The organism is Pedobacter miscanthi (genome assembly GCF_003315595.1).
In the GTDB taxonomy this organism is placed as follows: Bacteria; Bacteroidota; Bacteroidia; order Sphingobacteriales; family Sphingobacteriaceae; genus Pedobacter; species Pedobacter miscanthi.
On record NZ_QNQU01000013.1, the window covers coordinates 49,027 to 69,635 of the forward strand.

The 20,609-nt window shown below is 38.9% G+C and carries 14 protein-coding genes; 6 read left to right on the forward strand and 8 right to left on the reverse strand.

From position 1 onward, the window contains the following. Window positions 1-75: 75 nt before the first annotated feature. The 4 genes from DRW42_RS15735 to DRW42_RS15750 form a co-directional block, all read right to left on the reverse strand. Window positions 76-3,531, reverse strand: a complete 3,456-nt coding sequence (locus DRW42_RS15735; RefSeq protein WP_113949790.1) for a TraB/GumN family protein — start codon at window positions 3,529-3,531, stop codon at window positions 76-78. A 177-nt stretch (window positions 3,532-3,708) separates the two neighbouring features. Beyond that, the gene (locus DRW42_RS15740; protein WP_113949791.1) at window positions 3,709-4,572 is read right to left on the reverse strand and encodes an OmpA family protein; all 864 of its coding nucleotides are present in this window, start codon (window positions 4,570-4,572) and stop codon (window positions 3,709-3,711) included. A 74-nt stretch (window positions 4,573-4,646) separates the two neighbouring features. Then, entirely contained in the window at window positions 4,647-7,160 is a 2,514-nt protein-coding gene (locus DRW42_RS15745; RefSeq protein WP_113949792.1) for a beta-L-arabinofuranosidase domain-containing protein, read from the reverse strand. Between the two features lie 342 nt (window positions 7,161-7,502). After that, window positions 7,503-9,491 carry a sialate O-acetylesterase gene (locus DRW42_RS15750; protein WP_113949793.1) on the reverse strand — a complete coding sequence of 663 codons (1,989 nt, stop codon included), beginning with the start codon at window positions 9,489-9,491 and terminating at the stop codon, window positions 7,503-7,505. Window positions 9,492-9,707: 216 nt separating this feature from the next. Between DRW42_RS15750 and DRW42_RS15755 the strand changes: the two genes are divergently transcribed. Further along, window positions 9,708-10,022, forward strand: a complete 315-nt coding sequence (locus tag DRW42_RS15755) for an RNA recognition motif domain-containing protein (protein WP_113949794.1) — start codon at window positions 9,708-9,710, stop codon at window positions 10,020-10,022. An 89-nt stretch (window positions 10,023-10,111) separates the two neighbouring features. Then, complete coding sequence (locus DRW42_RS15760) at window positions 10,112-11,365, forward strand: Na+/H+ antiporter (RefSeq protein ID WP_113949795.1); 1,254 nt, start codon at window positions 10,112-10,114, stop codon at window positions 11,363-11,365. A 638-nt stretch (window positions 11,366-12,003) separates the two neighbouring features. On the opposite strand, the gene DRW42_RS15765 is transcribed toward DRW42_RS15760, so the two are convergent. Genes DRW42_RS15765 through DRW42_RS15775 form a run of 3 tightly spaced genes read right to left on the reverse strand, consistent with a single transcriptional unit; the run spans window position 12,004 to window position 15,941 of the window. Further along, window positions 12,004-13,680: a sodium/sugar symporter gene (locus DRW42_RS15765; protein WP_113949796.1), complete on the reverse strand. Its 1,677-nt coding sequence runs from the start codon at window positions 13,678-13,680 to the stop codon at window positions 12,004-12,006. Between the two features lie 36 nt (window positions 13,681-13,716). After that, window positions 13,717-14,868 (reverse strand): galactokinase, encoded by a 1,152-nt coding sequence (locus DRW42_RS15770; RefSeq protein ID WP_113949797.1) that lies wholly within the window; start codon window positions 14,866-14,868, stop codon window positions 13,717-13,719. An 11-nt stretch (window positions 14,869-14,879) separates the two neighbouring features. Beyond that, window positions 14,880-15,941 (reverse strand): UDP-glucose--hexose-1-phosphate uridylyltransferase, encoded by a 1,062-nt coding sequence (locus DRW42_RS15775; RefSeq protein WP_113949798.1) that lies wholly within the window; start codon window positions 15,939-15,941, stop codon window positions 14,880-14,882. 162 nt (window positions 15,942-16,103) lie between these two features. Here DRW42_RS15775 and DRW42_RS15780 point away from each other — a divergent pair, with 162 nt between their 5' ends. Next, a complete protein-coding gene (locus DRW42_RS15780; RefSeq protein WP_113949799.1) occupies window positions 16,104-16,802 on the forward strand; it encodes an NUDIX hydrolase in 699 nt (232 codons plus the stop codon). Window positions 16,803-16,893: 91 nt separating this feature from the next. After that, window positions 16,894-18,705, forward strand: coding sequence for a glycoside hydrolase family 15 protein (locus DRW42_RS15785; protein ID WP_113949800.1), 1,812 nt, complete (start codon window positions 16,894-16,896; stop codon window positions 18,703-18,705). On the opposite strand, the gene DRW42_RS15790 is transcribed toward DRW42_RS15785, so the two are convergent. Further along, the gene (locus DRW42_RS15790; protein WP_113949801.1) at window positions 18,706-19,476 is read right to left on the reverse strand and encodes an SDR family NAD(P)-dependent oxidoreductase; all 771 of its coding nucleotides are present in this window, start codon (window positions 19,474-19,476) and stop codon (window positions 18,706-18,708) included. It lies immediately after the preceding gene. Between the two features lie 234 nt (window positions 19,477-19,710). Here DRW42_RS15790 and DRW42_RS15795 point away from each other — a divergent pair, with 234 nt between their 5' ends. Both DRW42_RS15795 and DRW42_RS15800 read left to right on the forward strand, forming a co-directional pair. After that, window positions 19,711-20,241 (forward strand): OmpA family protein, encoded by a 531-nt coding sequence (locus tag DRW42_RS15795; protein WP_113949802.1) that lies wholly within the window; start codon window positions 19,711-19,713, stop codon window positions 20,239-20,241. Between the two features lie 150 nt (window positions 20,242-20,391). Further along, a complete protein-coding gene (locus DRW42_RS15800) occupies window positions 20,392-20,598 on the forward strand; it encodes a hypothetical protein (RefSeq protein ID WP_147243761.1) in 207 nt (68 codons plus the stop codon). Window positions 20,599-20,609: the final 11 nt, after the last annotated feature.

Genomic DNA, 20,609 nt, shown 5'->3' on the forward strand with positions numbered 1-20,609 from the left:
TTAATATAATAAGATAATATTCACAACCACTGATTGCTGAATAATTAAATAAGCATTACATGTCAGCTATAATTACTATTCTTCCAACACCTTGATCATTGTTTTGGCCTGCGTTAACCAGTCATCGCTTTTTTCTTCGAAATCGCTGTAACTATTATAATCCCTTAGGGCAATTTTATCATTTTTGGCATCAAAAGAACCGCAAACGCCAACATACGTTTTTTTCCCTTCCTCGCCTGAGTAGGAATATTCGAAGGCATAATAGGTTTTCCCGTTAACCTCGACTTTATCCAGTAAGCTAATGGTTTCAGGGTAATCATTCTCCATTCCCAGATAATTATAAAACATCAGTTTTGCAATTTCTTCATGCTTTTTATATTTCGCCGGTACTTTATCCATTTGTTTTGCATCATCAAAAGCCAGTAAAATATCGTAACGCGTTGAAAGGCTATCTAACTGGGTATCCAACAATTTCTGATCGACCGGTAAATTTGCTTTTATCCTGGCACACAACGCCTGTGTAAGCATGTAAGGAACAGTATCGGCAATTATCTTTTTGGTAAATACATCAGTTAAGTTAGGTACATCAAGTGCTGGTAAAATATTCAGGTAAGCATACATCGAACTTGCATCTTCATTTTCGGTATCTTTTAAATAGGTATTCAGATCGGTTAAGGCAGTAGCCGTTATTTTATCCCTGCTGTTTTTAACCTGTGCCAAATATTTCGACCTGTTTTTTTCGTTTATCATATCAGAAACAATATCGAGTATATTGTCGCGGTATTCTGGCTTATTTTTTAAGGCCAAAACCTGATCAAAATTCCTGGAAACAAAAGCCAGAGAATCGCTTAATGGTTTAAAAATCATCCAATTATTTTTCAGATGAAGTGTTTTCTGATCTGAAAGATTTTTTAAATACCAGCCATATTGGGTCGAATCAAGATTTACCACTTCAGCAAGCGCTTTTGCACGCAAAACATCCGGATTCTTAACATCTGCGAACAACTCCTTTAACAGCGGAATGCTTTTTTGTTTCTGCAATACGCTTAACCACCTGATCAATCTTATTCTTACGCCGTTTGTGGTGGTATCGTCAGCATATTTAATCTTTAATGCTGCATTCATCAAAGGAATTTCTGTTTTATCAAATTCATAATACGACAATGCGCCAAAAGCAGGATTAAATATCAGCGAATCTTTACTTTTCAGGTCGTCGAATAACATTTTTGCTTTTGATGCCGTAATATCAAATGGTTTTGAAGCGCTGATTAAGGTGGATTGATTAAAAAAAGCATCTGCAAGTTTACTATCCAGTTCTTCTTTGGTACACATCACGCCCATGTAATGGAAACGGTCGTCGTTAATCCAGATCTTCACTTTTCTTTCGATCCCTGCGGCGCTATCGGTATAGGTGAAAATTTTACCTTTTGATTTGCCAACCATTACATCTTCAGTTTTACGGATGCTATCGGTTTCTTTTTTGATACCATCTACTATTTTAATGTAGAAAGAATCTACATTCAGGATTTTTGCATATTTACTGAGGTTACCGGTTTCGAAAGCATAAAGCCCGCCAGAATTCTTATTGAGCGAATAGTAGGTATTATTATGTTGTAAAATAGAATTGTAGTCTTTTTTGTCTACGGCCACGGCTTCAACCGGTTTGCCTGGAGTAAATACCTTTAAATCTTCAACCTTATATTCGTTAATAATGCCGTCCTGGTATTTTTCCATTTTAAACGACCCGAAAAATTCATCCTCTTTTAATTTTTCGTCACTTATTCCATTCTGCATCATTAATAAATAGGTACGATTTCCCCTTAAAAAAACCTGCACTTTCATGTACGTACCCTGCACCAGTAATTCTATTTCCCTACCCTCAAGGCCTTCTTTAAAGATGGTTTTGGGGCCTGCTGTAATTTTACCGCTTTTTTCCATCTGCTTTATTGTTCCACTAAATACAGTTTCCTTATCAGCTACATACATCCCTTCAGGAAAATCGTTGTATTTAAACAGGTAACTAATATTATTAACCTTATCGAGCATGGTGTATATGTTCATTACATAAGGAGAAGCAGGAAAACTTGGGTTAGGTACTTCTTTAATCATTTCTTCGGGTGGTAAGGGCGTTTTTAAACTGAAAGCACCTGCTGCATGTTTGTAATCAGACCAGTTGCTGCCTGTTGAAGAAATGGCATTGCCAATTTTGAGTGAAGAAATAAATCTTTCTATAAAAGCCTCGTGAAGGTTGTTCTTTTCATTTTCAACATTAAGCACATACAGGCTATTATTTTTATAAAACATAATCGCTCTGGAGAACTTGTTGTTGATCTGCATTTCTACATCTAGACCAGCCGCACCAAACCTGTTATCGTTTTTTTTACTCAATAACTTCACATCTCCTTTGGTGTATCCTTTTAAAACGGTATCGAGATATTGTTTTGGCGAAGCTTTATCGAGCGGACCAATATAAGTTGAGTGAAAAGTATACAGCACATCGGTTACGAGATCGGTACAGGTTAACGATTTTCCGATAATTTTTTTAACAACAAATGGCTGTGCTGGAAATTCGATTTCGAAATTGTCTGCTGCATCTTTATATTTTACCCAATCCATTTTAGCATAATCTATTTTGAAAGATTTTGCCAAGCCCGTAAAATCGGCTTTTACAGCGCGTAAGGTGTAGCCCTGTTGTTTCAACAGGTTAATAATACCCTGTTCGCCAGCTAAATGCGCTGCACCTACAGCAATAAACATGTTGTATGATGCGATTAGCTTTGTTATCCCGCTAACCATAACCTTATTCCTGCCCACAAGATCCAACTGGTCTTTATCTTCTTCATTTAAATAAGCAGAAATCTCATCAAGATTACCCCTGGAATAAATATTTATCATTTTTTCGAAGTTCTGAGCTTCGGCTTCTTCGTCAATATCGAACAGGGCGCCAATCTTTTGATCATCGCCATATAACAGTTTAACCTGATCTTCGGGTTTTTCTAATCCATAAATGTCTTTTTTCATCATTTTTGCCATTCCGTACAGGTAAGCATCCATGAAAGTTTGCATGTCGTCTTTTTTTGAAAAAACGGGTTTCATTAAGGATGAGACTAAAACAGGATTATCAAGCAAAGCAGAATCTGGCTTATAACCATTTTTGGCCTGAAAACGTTTAATCAGCTCGGCGGTTTGTTCTGCCGTGATTAACCCGGTGATTTTTCCTTTATTTTTTTCTCCGATACTACTTTCGTAAATAGATTTAAGCAGCGAATCAGGGTGAATTTCGAGAACAAAGCCGGAGCTGGCCTGAATGGCTTTTATAACAGAATCGCTAAAATTGAAGGCGCGGCGGTCTTTAACATGCATCGAACCGAAAAGATAGGACGGTTTCGCCATGCCTTTTCCTGAAATTTGCCATAATAAATTATAATCAGCTTTATTTTGCTGCGAAAAACCATTAAAAGTTACTGTTGATAAAAATAATAACAGAAAAAGAATCTTTGGACAGCGGCCAAAAGAAAAAGAAGACTTCATAAAGAATGGAGCGTTAATAATTAAGCCCACAAGATACAGATTTTCTTTATTTTGTCTAAATAGTACTATAATTTTTAATCAAATGCAGCTGTAAAGAAATAATTGGTATAAATTATTATGCATAAAAAAGGGCTGGAAAATTAATTCCAGCCCTTATGTTTTGTGACAACCGAGAGTTTATTTTTGTGATTGTTCGGGAGCTTTTCCGATCAGATCCATAAACTGATCAAGCTTAGGTGTAATGATGATCTGTGTACGTCTGTTTTTAGCTTTTCCGCCTGCTGTGGTATTATCGGCAATCGGGTTAAATTCGCCACGGCCACCAGCAGTTAAACGTTTTGGATCAACCGCATATTTGGTTTGCAATACCTGAACTACTGATGAAGCACGTAAAGCACTCAAATCCCAGTTGTTACGGATATTGGTTTGGGTAATAGGCACATTATCGGTATTACCTTCAATCAGCACATCATAAGTATCGTAATCTTTAATGATTTTTGCGATTTTACTCAAAGTCTCTCCTGCTTTATCAGAAACTTCGTAGCTACCTGATTTATAAAGCATGTTATCAGCTAAAGAGATATAAACCACGCCTTTTAATACCTGTACGTCAACATCACCAAGCTCTTCTCTACTTAATGAACGGGTTAAGTTATTGGTTAACAACATATTAAGCGAATCGCTTTTATTTTTGGCATTTACAAGTTGTTTGATGTATTTATTCGAACTGTTAATCTCATCAACCAGTTTTGAGATGTTAACATTACCCTGGTTGCTCGAATTTAAACATTTGTTTAAAGCATCCTGCAACGCAGTTACGTTTGCCCTTTCTGATGCAATTTGTTCTTCCAGGCTTTTTACCCTGCTGGTGCTTCCGCTCAGTTCGCGTTGGCTATCCTGGTATTTATTGCTTAATTCCTGATTTCTTTCTCTGAGTTTTGCATAAGTATCCTGAAGTTCAGCATACTTTTTATTGCTTACGCAACCGGTGGCAAGCGCAAGACCAAAAAGCATTATGGGGATTGATCTGTAAAATTTCATAATCTTATTTTTTTTAATTGCTAATACGTTAACAAATTCCTTGCCGTAAAGTTTAATCTCCCCTTTAATGGGTGTTAAAAAGCGTTAATCTTTACCGAATCGAAGCTGGCCAATGCTTTATATGCCCTTAAACCTATGCTGCCCGATTGATACTGACCATCGGTTACCGAGAGCACAGGTTTTGCTGATCCATCGATAAAAATATCAAATTTATCACCCCTGGCTACCACTTTTAAGCTATACATTTTGTTCATTTCAACAGGAAACTTTGCCGCGCTTAAAACCATCCATTTCTGATTACTTGCTTTACCTATCTGTACTGTTCCATCCACCTGGTTTAAGCCCACATAATAACCCTGGTAAGCATCAGGTCCGATTGCCGGATTGGAAACCCTGAACATTAAACCTGCATCGCCGGCGGTATTGATTTTTACATCGGCCTGATAGGTAAAATCTTTAAAATCGGTTCCATTAGCCACATATTTTGAGCCGTTGATGCCAAACCCACCAGAACCAGCATTAGATGCCGAATTAACCTCTCCGTCTTTCCAGAACCAGCCACCACCGTAAAAAACCCAGTCGGCAGCCATTCCTTTATCAAAATTTTCGACAAGGCTTTTATTTACCTTTTTAGGCTGACCAATTACGGGAAAACAGCTTAAACGGATATTTTCTGATCCGTAAGGCACCAAAGTGATTTCCTCTTCCTTTTCATTAGAGGCAACCGGACTGAAAGGCACATCAAAAGCGGCTATTTTATTATATCCTAAACCCCATGACGGAATTTTTTTACCCTGAACTTTTAATTTCACGGGAGATTGTACAGCAATAAAGGGATTTTCGGTCATAGCCGATTTAACCACCTTAATCACGCTGTTTAAATTTCCTTTGCCTAACGAGAGGCCATAATTCCATGCTGATGCAGGGCGGATTTCATAATCGGTAAAACCTGCAACGGAATGTGTTTTGGTGATTTTATTTTCAGCTTTTATTTCCAATGCATAAACGATTGGCCCGCGGGATACACTTACCGAGTTGTTCACCTGTGTTTGGGTAGCTACCTCCATCGGAAAGTTAAGTTCCAGCTGATCGTCGTTTTTCCATTCGCGGTTAATACTGAACATTTCCCCGGCTTTTACGTCAGTTAAAACCTTTCCATTTAATTTTATGCCAGGTTTAACGCTCCATGTCGGTATTCTTAATATCAACGGAAATGTTGCTGGAGCAGCAAGACCAACCTTTAACTTAATCTGTTCTTCGAAAGGATAATTGGTTTCTTCGGTAATCTTAACTTTTTTGTTTCCGGCCACCAATGTTTCTATTTCCATCGGTCCGTAGGTAATTACAGCCAGGCCCTGATCTGGTGTGGCCACCACGCTGCTTTTTACAAAATAAGGCCAGCCCATGTGCATGTTATAGCGGCAACAACCATAACCTGAATACGGACTCGAAACAATACCTGAACCATAATCCTGGTTAAAACCATGTTCGCCATGTACACTTTGCACCTGGTTTGGTAAGGTATAATACGAATGGTTTTTAAAATCCCTGCTGAATTGGGCCGGCAGTGCATTAAAGGCCACTTTTTCGAGCTGATCGCCAATTTCTGCCTGATGGATTACTTTGGCGGCTGTTTCTAAACTCTGCATCCACTCTACCACGGTACAGGTTTCGACACCTTCTATACTGCTGGTGCCCGCCAAAAACTCCGTTCCCGAACCTAAACCTTCCGGCTGACCGTGATCATGCATAATGTGCTGTATGCCTTTTAATAATGCATCACGATTGGCAGGTAAATCGTTCAGTTGCGCATAAACCACAGGAAATTTTAGGGCCTGTGCCACATTAACCATGTGTTTTGGCTGAAAATCGTCGCCATAAAAATAAAAACCGTTATTGGTATAAATATCGATCCAGGGATAAGCCTGTTGTTTTAACTTTTCTACCAGTTTTAACAGGTCCTGATCGCCGGTTTTATTATAAAGCCAGATAGCGATTTCCATATTATCGCCAGCCCTTGATTTACCCCATTCTTTTAAAGGGTCGGCATCGAGGTTGGCCAGTTCGTACTTAAAATATTTAGAGAGAAACGGGATAACCCTCTTATCATTAGTAGCTTCGTAATAACTTTGCAGTGCATACATCATAGGCATGCGCGGCCACCAGTCTTTCATTTTTGGCGGACCGAACAAACCATTAGGCTGCTGGTTGTTTAAGGTCCAATCGATATATTTCTGTGCTTTGGCTTTAAGCCCCGCATCATCTAAAGTATAAGCCAGTGCCACTAAACCTTTAACATAATAAGGTACGCGCTCCCATCCATTTCCATCACCGCCAAGCCAATCGGTATTTTTACCAAGGTTATCTTTTTCAGGGTACAGTTCTTCAGCCATACCTGTTGCGCCATCGCGCTGTTGCTCGAGTTGTTTTAATAACCAGCCTTTAGCTTTAATGCTGCCTATTGGCAATTGCACATAAACCTGTTGTTTTAGTGGTGCTTTATTAAATTCGGTTAAATTCTGAGCCTGTAAATTTTGAATGGATAAGCTTGAAATCAGGAAATAAAAGGGTATTGCTATTCTCTTCATAAAGGGATTATTGGTTAGATAATTATTTTATAAAACTAGCAAATATGAGTGAATAATAAAACGTTTTACTAAATACGATAAAAAGTAATTAAAAACATAACTATCAACACATTACAGATAATAAATTGATACCCCTCCTTTTGTAGTATTTTAATTAGCCTTTAGATTAAAGCGGTCGTCACCCTGTCCCGATTTTTACATCGGGATCAGGGTCTTTCATGTCAAAAAGATCCTGATCATGGAAATTCGGAGCAAGGGTGACGACTAAACATATTAAACACAAAAACCCAACAATTTAACTATTGTAAACTGTTGGGTTATCGATAAAGTTATGTATAGAAATTACTTTTTACCAAAAGTGATACCCTGCCAGGTATCTGTCCTGAATGGCGAAGCCGGAAGGCCATCATTTGCGGTTAAGTTGGCTACCGGGTTATTTCCCCAGGCATAACGCACTGCAACCGGATTGGCTACCTTATCGCTGCTTACCACCACCTGATTCCCTTGAATAATTGCTTTTGCCCAATAAAATTTCTTATCTGCCCCGGCAATGGCAAATCCGGTGAGTTCGGTGCCGTTCGAAATTTTTAATCCGTTTGCGGTATTGCCAAAAGTTAAACGGATCTGTTTTCCTTCTACTTTACTGGACTGGTAAACCGGACCTGAATAGTTATTTTTTTGACCATAAGTTTTAGCCAGTGCAATTAAGGCCAGTCTTCTGCCTACTTCCTGCTTGTTTTTTGGGTGAATATCTTTTGCATCGCCAATATCAATAATGGTTGCCATACCGGTATTGGGTAAAGCAAGTGTTTTTTGCTGTGCTTCCCTTAGTTCTGCCCAGGCCGATTCAACCGGGTTATTATCTGTCTGCATAAAATTGGCCAGTTGCACAAAATAAAAAGGGAAATCGCCCTGCCCCCATTTCTGCCTCCAATCTTTAATCATTACCGGGAATAACTCCCTGTACTGATAAGCCCTGTCGGCATTACTTTCTCCCTGATACCATATCGCACCTTTAATCGAAAATTGAATAAAAGGATTAAGCATGGCATTATACAAAACTGTTGGCCTGTTCGGGCCACTTTCGTCGGCAGGTTTTGGCCCCGTCTTGCTGAAATCTAAACCTACTTTATATTTCCAGTCGCCCACTAATGATATTTTCTCACCAGCATTATTTGCTAAGTTTAAATCTTTGGCTTCGCCATAAATACCACCGCCGCCACCGCTATCGAATACACGCACTGTTATCATATTTTCGCCTGCTTTAAGCAAGTTTGCAGGTACAGCATAAGATCTTCCGGCATTATAACCTACCGTTTCGCCAACTTTTACACCATTTACATAAGTGATATCGTTATCATCTATGGTACCAAGATTGAGTTTCACGTCGTTTATTTTCCAATTTTCGGGAAGGGTAACTTTTTTGCTAAACCAAACAATACCATCGAAATTTTTAAGTGCTGCCTCTTCCCATAAGGTCGGCAAGGTCATGTTTTTCCAATCTGCAGTTTCTGCTTTTGTCCATTTTGCTTCTCCAGCCTGATAACCCGAATCCTTTTCACTGGTCATTTTAACCCAGTTCTGCATTTTTTCCTCGTAAGAAATCGTTGAGGAAGCATCTTTTGCAGCCTTTTGGATTTTATCAACGGCAGCAGAGAAATCGGCCATTTTTTTAAGCGATTCGGCGCTTGTCCAGGCTTCGGCAATGGTTCCGCCCCATGAGGTATGAATTAAACCAATAGGAATTTTCGTTTTTTCGTAAACCTCGCGGGCAAAGAAATAAGCTGTTGAAGAAAATTCGGCGATATATTTCGGGCTGCATTCCTGCCAGCCATCATTGGTTACTTTTGCATCATTTAAAGGCACGTTACTGGTAACATGTTCTGCCTGTAATAAACGGATGTCTGGAAATTTGGCATTGGCGATTTCTTTTTCATAATTAAGGATTTTTCCCCAGCCTGCGAGCGGCATTTCCATATTAGACTGGCCTGAGCAAATCCACACCTCGCCGATGAGCACATTGTTGAGTACTAATAATTCGCCGTCTGAAAGTGAAATGGTATATGGTCCGCCATAAGCTGGTGTGCCAATTTTGATCTTCCAGTTACCGTTCGCATCTGCAATGGCACCATAATTAATTTTATTCCACGAAACATTTATTTTAACTGCCTTACCGGCTGTAGCCTTGCCCCAAATGGCAACATTTGTTTTTTGCTGTAACACCATGTTGTTACTAAAAACCGATGGCAAAATAATTTTAGCTTGTAAAAACTGGGATATAAATAATAGTGATATGATTATAAATAAAGATTTTAACTTTAATGTGCTCATGTTTTTATTTACTTTTTTTGATTAGAAACCAAATGTACATTTTCTAAGAGTGAATATCAATATAACGATAAGGGCTCCGGAAATTTAAGATAAAAATGCGGCGAAAATTATTTTATTGTTTGGGTAAGAATATCATTTTGCTTATTTTGCAGATCTAAAAGAACAGCTCTGGTTTCAAAATGGATTTTGCCAGACGTTCTCTCAAATACTAAATTAATGGTTAAGATTTTTATAGGCGGCCTTCCCGACAATATCCAAGAGATGGATTTGGCAATACTGGTTAGTCTTCACGGCAGGGTAGAAACAATTAAAATTGTACGCGATAGGTCTACGGGCAAGTGCAAAGGCTATGCTTTTTTGGAAATATATAGCCTTCCGGATGCAAAAAACATCGTATCTACTTTAAATAATGAAACATTTAAAGGCAATGTGATAACCGTTAAGATATCGGAAGAGGAAAGTGGTGCAAAACCAGCGAAACCTAAAACCAACCAGCCTTTTAAAAGTAAAAGACCAAGGTTACAGCGATAATTTCTAACGCTCCGTCGGCCCCAATGCTCATACTGATCCGATAAGGTAACGGATTTTTATTGTTTTTAAAGGGGTCAATACAATCAGCTATGGAAAATTATGCCATTGTAATATTTATTTTAGCGGTAATGATCGGTTTGTCGTCCATTGCCGACCATATTAAGATCCCCTATCCTATTTTATTGATTATTGCAGGCATAGCGGTTGGTTTTATTCCATCTTTGCCTCCCATCGATATTAATCCGGAGATTATTTTCCTGATTTTTTTACCACCGTTACTTTACGATGCTGCCTTTAATATTTCGTTTAAGCAGTTTAAAACCAATATTAATACCATATTAACGCTGGCGATATCGCTTGTTTTTATTACGGCCATTGGTATTGCTGTAGTAGCACATTACATGATCCCCGGTATGGGCTGGCCGGTATCTTTTGTCCTTGGTGCCATACTTTCGGCTACCGATGCGGTTGCAGCCATTAGCATCACCAAAGGTTTAGGATTATCGCATAAAACCAATACCATTCTGGAGGGCGAAAGTTTAGTTAACGATGCTTCGGCGCTGGTGGCCTACCGTTTTGCCGTAGCAGCCGTAACCGGAACCGCTTTTGTATTCTGGAAAGCATCATTGGAGTTTGCCGTTTTAATGGCCGGCGGATTTTTGATCGGTATGGTGATGTCTAGAATACTGGCTTTCATTCTTAAAAGAATACAGGATAACCCAATGGCTATCATCAGTTTTTTATTGCTGATGCCTTTTGTTACCTATCTAATTGCAGAACAGCTGCATGTTTCGGGTGTAATTGCAGTAGTGATGCTGGGATTGGGTATATCGAGGTTAAGCAGCATGGTGTTTCCTGAAAAGCTTAAAAACCAGTCGAAAAATATCTGGGATATCATTATTTTTTTATTGAACGGGTTGATTTTCATTTTAATCGGACTGCAGTTCCCTTATGTGTATAAAAACATCAACAGTAACGATATTCTGCCATACATCGGTTATTCATTGGTGATCACCATTGTAGCCTTATTGCTTAGAATGGCACGTGTGTTTTTACAGCGGGCAAATCTGCAGAAAGCTTTTCAAAAAGGAAAACACCGGATTACCGAAGATGCTCTGTTGGATTTCAAAAACAGTTTGATCATCAGCTGGTCGGGTATGCGAGGTATTGTATCACTGGCCATTGCGATCGGATTACCAGCAACATTAGCAGATGGAAGTGCTTTTCCTCAGCGCAATGCAATTATTTTTATCTCTGTTGTAGTAGTGCTTTTTACACTTATCGGGCAAGGACTTACACTACCCTGGCTGGTAAAGAAACTGGCAACGGAAAGTGAGATGTAGGTTTGTGTTTAACATGGGGAGTTTTTTTTGGTTCTTCCACTTTCCATCATCCATCTTACATTTTTTCATTTTACATCGTTTGACCATTAAGAAATTAAGAACATTAAGATGGTTTTAGCATTTACTCTTAAAGCGATCGCCATTGGTCGTTACAAATTTATCATTGGATACTATAGAATATCCTAAACTTTGACAATCTTAAAGGCAAAATGCTAATAGATTGTCAAAGTAAGGAGAATAACAAAATTGTAGAAAGTGTTTAAAGCGATCGTTATTGGTTATTGCAAATTGATCATTGGATACTAATAGAATAACCTAAACTTTAACAATCTTATAGGCAAAATGCCAATTGATTGTCAAAGTAAAGAGAATGAAAAGATTGTAGAGGGCGTTTAAAGCGATTGCTATTGGTCATTACAAATTGATCATTGGTTATTAATAGAATAACCTAAACTTCGAGAATCTTATAGGCAAAATGCTAATAGGTTGTCAAAGTAAAGAGAATGAAAAAATTGTAGAGGGCGTTTAAAGCGATTGCTATTGGTCATTACAAATTGATCATTGGATACTAATAGAATATCCTAAACTTCGACAATCTTAAAGGCATAATGCCATAAGATTGTCGAAGTAAGTGTGATTTACCAATACACGCTGTAAAGCGCTACGAGTAATCCGATAATTAATAATGCACCAACTGCAAAACTGCTGCTGGTTTTAAACATTTTAGCATCAATGGCCAATCCTTTGGCTTCGGCCTTAACTTTATCGCTTGATAAGCTGATGATTACCATACCTAGGATACAGAATAGAAAAACAAAACCCATCCTATCTAAAAATGGTATTTCGTAAATTCCAGCTGCATTCTTAACTGAGAAGCCCGTGCCAGATAACCAGGAAAGATCGGTGTAATTAGGCAAAAATTTGAGAAAAATAGATAAGGCGAAACCACCGATGGTAGCAAATAATGCCGCACCTGATGTTGTTCTTTTCCAGAAGAAACCCAGGATAAACATGGCAAAAATACCCGGCGATACAAAACCCGTATATTCCTGAATGTACTGGAAACCTCCTTTTTTATCGATTCCTAAATGTGGGGCAATTAATACCCCTAAAATCATCGCCACAACAATCGAAATTTTACCTGTTGTTACCAGGTTTTTCTCTGTAGCATCAACATTTAGTACTTTTTTATAAATATCGAGTGTAAAAATAGTGGCAATACTATTGGCTTTACCTGCCAGCGAAGCCACAACCGCAGCAGTTAATGCAGCAAAAGAAAGTCCTTTTAAACCCGCTGGAAGCAAGTTTAATAAAACCGGATAAGCACGATCGGGATTTACCGAACCGCCTTGCATCATTTCCGACTGGAAAGCGCCATCTTTATACAAAACATACGCTGCGATACCTGGTAACACCACAATTATGGGCATTAATAATTTTAATAAGGCAGCGAAAAGGATACCGCCACGGGCTGTTTCCAAATTAGCACCTAAAGCACGCTGGGTGATATACTGGTTGCAACCCCAATAATTTAAGTTTACAATCCACATACCACCAATTAACACACTTAAACCCGGCAAATCGATGTAGTTTTCGTTATCGGGCTTTAAAATCATGTGGAAATGCTCTGATGCTTTTGAAGTCATTAAGCTATAACCTTCAAAAATACCGGTTGTACCATAGTGGGTAGAAACTAAGTTTAAAGCCAGATAAGTAGTGGCCAAACCGCCCAAAATGAGGAAAAATACCTGGATTACGTCGGTATAACCGATTACTTTCATTCCGCCAAGTGTAATTAAAATGGCAAAACCAGCAATGGCATACATACAGAAACTCAGATCGAAGCCCGAAATACTGCTCACAGCCAAAGCACCTAAATAAAGAATTGACGTTAAGTTAACCACTACATAAAGCAATAACCAGAACACCGCCATAATCATAGCCACCGTACCATTATAACGCTGGTGCAGGAATTGTGGCATCGTGGCAATTTTATTCTTGAGGTAAACCGGAATAAAGAAAACCGCAACCACAATTAAGGTTGCTGCACCCATCCATTCGTAAGTTGCAATGGCCAAACCCATTTTAAAACCCGAACCGCTCATGCCGATAAACTGCTCGGCAGAAATATTGGAAGCAATTAAGGATGCACCAATGGCCCACCAGGTTAATGAACCTTCGGCAAGAAAATAATCTTTAGAACCCGTAGATTCTGATTTTTTCTTATTGTAAATGTAAAGGCCGTAAGCCGCTACAATAACGAAGTACACTGCAAATACAATGTAATCTTTCGTGTCTAATAAATTGTTTTTCATTGATTTATTTTGGTTAGTATACCAGAGGTAATTTTATTAATTGTATAAACTGGTTCCGTTATCGGTTTGTACTGTATATGCATCCAGTTTCAATCCGAATTCCAACTGGTATTTAGAGGTAAGTTCTTCAATCAGATCGGCTATTTTATCTTCTTTTACAATGTTGATGGTACAGCCACCAAAACCACCGCCCATCATCCTTGCGCCCAAAACAAAATCAAGCGGCTTAACAGCATCTACCAAGAAATCTAACTCTTTACAGCTTACTTCGTAATCATTGCTCAAACCTTCGTGCGTTTCGAACATCAGTTTACCTAAACCCTGCAGATTACCATTTTCCAATTGCTCGGCAGCGGTTAACAAACGGCCAATTTCCTTTACCACAAAGCTGCATTTAGTATATACTTCAGCATCTTTAGGTTTAACGTAAGCTTCTAACATACTTAAATCTACATCGCGCAGCGTATTTACATTCGGATAATGTTCTTTAACCCAGGCTACGCCCTGCTCGCATTGTGCCCTTCTTTTATTATAGGCTGAATCGGCAAGTTTATGTTTTACGTTGGTATTGAGCAGTAACAATTTATATCCATCCAGTTTTAAAGGAATGTAAATATGCTTCATTGATCTGCAATCGAGCATAATGGCCTGGTCTTTTTTACCAAATACCGATGCAAACTGATCCATAATCCCGCAGTTAACCCCGGCAAAAGTCTGTTCGGCTTTTTGTGCAATTAAAGCAATATCCATTTTCGAAACGGAGAGTGAGAAAAGCTGATCGAGCGCAAAACCTGTAGCACATTCTACTGCAGCAGAAGATGACAATCCGGCACCCAGAGGCACATCGCCATCGATATAAAAGTTAAAACCACCCAGCTGATAACCTCTTTCTTTCAACTGATCGGCTACGCCCAGAATGTAGTTGGCCCAGCTGTTTTCTGATTTTTTCAACTCTCTGATCGATGAAATATCAAATTGCTGATAGCTTTCTGAAAACAAATGAACTTCATCATCTTCTCTTTTAGATATGGCTACATAAATGGCCTTATCAATGGCTGCCGGCATCACAAAACCGCCATTATAATCGGTGTGTTCGCCAATAATATTGATCCTTCCGGGTGAGCGTACCAAAATCGGCTCAGTATTATAAAGCTTTTTAAATGTATTCTTTAATTGTTGTGCGTTCATTATCAGTATTTTTAGTCTTCAGCTTTGCTGGTTTTATAGTGTTGTACAGACATTTCTTTTAAACGGGTTGCCGCAAATTCGGGGGTAATATCGCGCTGTGGATTGGCCAGCATTTCGTAGCCTACCATAAATTTTTTAACAGTTGCCGAACGCAACAATGGCGGATAAAAGTGCATGTGCCAGTGCCATTCAGGATAATAGCCGTTATTTACCGGGGCCTGGTGCATACCTGCCGAATATGGGAATGAGGTTTCGAACAGATTATCGTATTTTGTAGTGAGTATTTTAATGGCTTCGGCCAGAGATTTCTTCTCTGCTTCGTTAAATAATTTGATGCTATTTACATGTCGTTTGCTGATGATCATGGTTTCGTATGGCCAAACTGCCCAGAAAGGCACTAAAACCGCAAAATGATCATTCTCGAATATGATACGTTCATTTTTTTTCAGTTCGAGTTTTAAATAATCGGCAAGCAAACTTCTTCTGTGAATGGCATAATAGGTTTTCTGACGCTCGGTTTCTTTGGCAATCTCCAACGGAATATCACCCTGCGACCAGATCTGACCATGCGGATGCGGGTTGCTACAGCCCATTATTTCACCTTTATTTTCAAAAATCTGGATATACTTGATCCATTCTATTTCGGCCAGGCTGTTAAATTCTTTCTGCCAAACATTTACCACAGCAGTAATGGCTTCTACAGTCATTTCGGGTAAGGTAAGGTTATGTTTTGGGCTAAAACTGATTACTTTACAAAGTCCTTTCTGATTATTGGCTACCAATAAATCATCTTCGTTCATGCTGCCTGCAGGGGTATCTTCCAGCAATGCGGCAAAGTCATTGTTAAAAACAAAGCTTTCGGTATATTCCGGATTAGTATCACCATCGGCCCTGCCATTACCCGGGCATAAATAACATTTAGGATCGTATTCGGGGCGGTTATCTGGTGTTACATCTTCAACCTTACCCTGCCAGGGCCTTTTGGTACGGTGAGGGGAAACTAAAACCCATTCTCCGGTTAGTATATTTAACCTGGTATGCGGGTTACTGTCGAGTTCGAATGTCTGGTTCATTTTATATTTTCAATTGGTTAGAGACGGAGAGCCATTTAGCTTAATCTATCACAGCCGCCAAATTATAAAATTATTATTAATTGTCAAAACGACAATTAATAATAATTTTTATATTCGTGAAAATTTAAACATATTGAGGTCTTTAAAACCACTAACAAAAAAATGATTGAATATTCCGGACAGCCTCATTACCTTGTTGCTGTTGACTGTATTGTATTTGGATTTGATGGCGAGCACCTTAAAATTCTACTGGTAAAGCGCGGTTTGGAGCCCGAAATAAACAAATGGAGTTTAATGGGCGGTTTTGTCGGGGCTGATGAAAGTCCGGATGATGCCGCAAACAGGGTATTAAAAAAAATGACCGGTTTAGAAGGAGTTTACCTGGAGCAGATGCAGATTTATGGCGAGCCTAAACGCGATCCGATAGAGCGCACGCTTTCTGTAGGTTATTTTGCGCTGATTGATATCCATAAATACGAAGAGCAGCTGAATGACGATTATGAAGCAGAATGGTTTTTGATTAACGACAGGCCAAAACTTATTTTCGACCATAATGAAATGGTTGCCGATGCCCGGAAAAAACTGAGGTATAAAGCAGCTCTCCATCCTATCCTGTTCGAAATGCTGCCTAAAAAATTTACGATTCCGCAATTGCATATTCTTTTTGAAGAGGTAAATGATACCAAAATCGACACGCGTAACTTCAGCAGAAAAATAAGCTCGACCGGTTTATTGATCAAATTAACTGAGAAAGACAGATCAGGATCTAAAAAAGGTGCATTTTATTTCAAACTTGATAAAAAGAAATATGCGGCCAATGCACAGGCCTTTTTAAACCTGATGCCAAACTTAAAAGTTTAGCCAACTTTAGCTTTTTACTACATTTAGCGCTATAAAAGGTAAAACAAAAGCAAAGCATTATTCCTTTGCTTAGGTAGATTATACCTTAAAAATGGCAAAACACAAAAAAAGACCTTTCCAGCCGATAGAAAACTATGGCGTTATCGGCAACCTTAAAACTGTGGCGCTGGTTTCGCTGCAGGGATCGATAGATTTTTTGTGCGCACCAAAATTCGATTCGCCCACCGTTTTTGCTTCGATGCTCGATTCGGAAAAGGGAGGTTATTTTTCAGTAGAACCACAGCTTGAAAATTTTACCAGCAAACAGCTTTATTTGCCCGGAACAGCGGTTCTGCTGACCCGTTTTTTTGCCGAACAGGGTATTGCAGAGCTGAGCGATTACATGCCATTATCAAAGGAAACCGATTTCCCCAGTGCCATTGTAAGGCAGATCAAATCCATCAGGGGCGATATTACCTTTAAGGTTTTCTGTGTGCCAAGTTTTGGTTATACGCAAAGTAAACACAGCGTTGTACACGAAAAAGATGAACTGTTATTCTTTTCCAAAACCGAAAAACTGACCTTAAAATTAAAAGCAGATGTGCCTTTACATATCGAAAAAGATACGGGATGTGCCAGTTTTACGCTCAAAGAATCGGAAACGGCGCATATCATCATGGAAATTATTGAAGACGGACAATCAACAGCTGATTTAAACCATTATACAACACATGGTTACCGAAAAACAGTTGATTATTGGAGGGACTGGATTAATCAGACCACTTATAAAGGCCGTTATGATGAAATTATCAGAAGATCAGCCATTACCTTAAAGTTGCTTACCTCGGCAGAATTCGGTTCTGTGGTGGCTGCGCCTACATTCGGCTTGCCTGAAACAATTGGCGGAAACCGGAACTGGGATTACCGTTTTACTTGGATCAGAGATGCAGCATTTACGATGTATGCATTTTTAACGCTTGGTTTTTTCGACGAAGCAACAGCTTTTATGGACTGGATATTTAACCTTTGTCAGAAAATAAACCTTCAGTTGGTATACCGGATAGATGGCAATGCGAAGATAAAGGAAACGGAAGCAGATCAGTTTGAGGGCTATCATTCATCCAAACCTGTGCGTATTGGTAATGAAGCGGCAAGCCAGTTACAGATCGATATTTATGGCGAACTGATAGATACGGTTTATATTTACAACAAATCGCATAAACCAATTACCTACGAATTTTGGACTTTGATAGAAAAACAGGTACAATGTGTGATTAAACAATGGAAAAAACCCGATCACGGGATCTGGGAAATCAGAAATGAGAAAAAGGAGTTTCTGCACACACGTTTAATGTGCTGGGTAGCCATGGACCGGGCGATTAAAATTGCAGAAAACCGGTCGTTCCCCTATCCTGAGAGCGAGTGGCACAATATCCGCAGTGAGATTTACGAAGATATTTACCACAATTTCTGGAATGAAAAACTGGGTGCATGGGTACAATATAAAGGCGCCAGCCATGTAGATGCAAGTGCTTTACTGATGCCACTAACACATTTTATTTCGCCATTAGAACCACGCTGGCTTTCTACGATGAAAGTAATTGATGAAGAATTGCTTCTGGATGTACTGGTTTATCGGTATAAAAATGGCATGACCAAAATAGATGGACTTGAAGGCGAAGAAGGTACTTTTAACATGTGCTCGTTCTGGTTTATAGAGGCATTGGCCAAAAGCGGTGAACTGGAACGCGCAGTAGAAAATTTCGAAAAGATGATCGGTTATTCCAACCATCTTTTATTATTCAGCGAAGAGCTAGGCAGAAAAGGCGAACATCTGGGCAATTTCCCGCAGGCTTTTACGCATCTGGCGTTAATCAGCGCTGCTGTAGAACTGAATAAACAGCTCAGCCGCGAAACCGGTTAACTATTGTTCTTCATAATGATAGGTTAATCCACCGTCAACAAAATAAGTTGAGCCGGTAACGTAGGCGGCTTCGTCTGAGGCGAGGAAAGCGACCACACTGGCCACATCTTCTACTTTGCCCATCCTTCTCAGCGGGATATTCTGCAGCACTTTTTCCAGTTGTTCTTTGTTGTTTAACAAATCCTGATTAATTGGTGTTGAAACTGCACCTGGCGCAACATTATTAATCCTGATGTTAAATGGTGCCAGCTCAGTAGCAAGATTTCGTGTAAGCATCCTTAATCCGCCTTTACTTGCACAATAGGCCGCAAAATGCGGAAATACAATTTCTTCGTGTACCGAACTCATGTTGATTACGGTGCCAGATACCTGATGTTCGCGGCAATAATTTACAAAAGCCTGAATCGTGAAAAATACACCTTTCAAATTGGTATCCATTACCAGGTCATAATCTTCTTCGGTTACTTCCCAAAAATCGGCCTTTTTCTCTACACCGGCATTATTAACGAGGATATCGAGACGGCCAAATTCGGAAACGGCATCTTTCACCAGTTTAATGGCTTCTTTGGTCTTGCTTAAATCAGCAGCTAAAAAAATGGCTTTCTGTCCCATTTCCTTAATCTGGTCAATCAGTTTTTCTCCCCTTTCATCAAATTTGTGTCCATTTAAGATGATATTACACCCTTCTTTTGCTAATCTTAAAGCACATGCGGCACCAATGCCCTGACTGCTTCCGGTAATTAAAGCTACTTTATTTTTAAAACGATCCATATCAATATTTTATAATAGATAAAGAAAATTGAATAAAATATGTTTGAAGAAAAAAGCATTAAAACGGTATTGATTTAAAATAAGTTAACTAAAACCAGATTTTAAATTAACCGTAAAACCTGTGTAATTAATCAGGATAATATAAGTTCTTTAAGCAATCGCCGTTATACCTATGATCATTTATTAGTATGTTTGGGCAACAAACACGCAATAAACTTAAATTAATCTTAAAACATGAAAATTACCAAAAACCTTTTATTAACTACGCTCGTTGCACTTTTTACACTAACCATGTACTCTTGTAAAACGAAAAAACTGGCAGCAAAACCAACCCCGCCAACACCTGTTGAAAAACCTGCACCACCGGTTGCGGAGAAAAAAACTGATCCGGAGCCTGAACAGGAAAAACCTATTCCCCTTGAAAAACCCAATTTTAATTTAGATAATATCCAGTTCGAGTTTAACTCGTTTGTGCTTAAAACCTCTTCTTTCCCGATTCTGGATAAGGCGGTAGCCGAAATGAAGAAATCGCCGGATACGAAATTTGTGCTTAACGGATATTCATCAGCAGAAGGTACACCTGAGCACAATATGTCGCTTTCTGTCGACCGTGCAAATGCCGTTAAATCTTATTTTGTAAATGCAGGTTTAAAAGCGGATAATTTTACCATTGTGGGTCATGGTGATAAAGACCCGATCAGTCCGAATGATACCGAAGAAGGCAGAATTTTAAACCGCAGAACGGAGATTAAAGTTCAAAAATAAATATTGATTAAGCTATTCAACGCCCGCCGTTATTAAAAGCGGCGGGCGTTGAAAATTTCAGTTATTCTATTAAAGAGTAACACTGTATTTCAAACACTTACACATAAACGTGAAATAATTTAATGAGACAAAAATGCTATCAGCAAGCGCATGAGTGCCTGTATTTTTGTTATTATGACACATATTGATGCATTAACACCTGTACATCGATTAGAACAACTTAAGGTTGGCGATGTGATTTCAGATACTTTTGGCAGCTCCGGCACGATTAAAAGCATCGAAATTTTAAAACACAAAACTTCTTTAACCTATTATTTCAGGATAAAATCTGGCAAGCTGATTTTAGCTTTAAGGTAAATTAAAAGCGT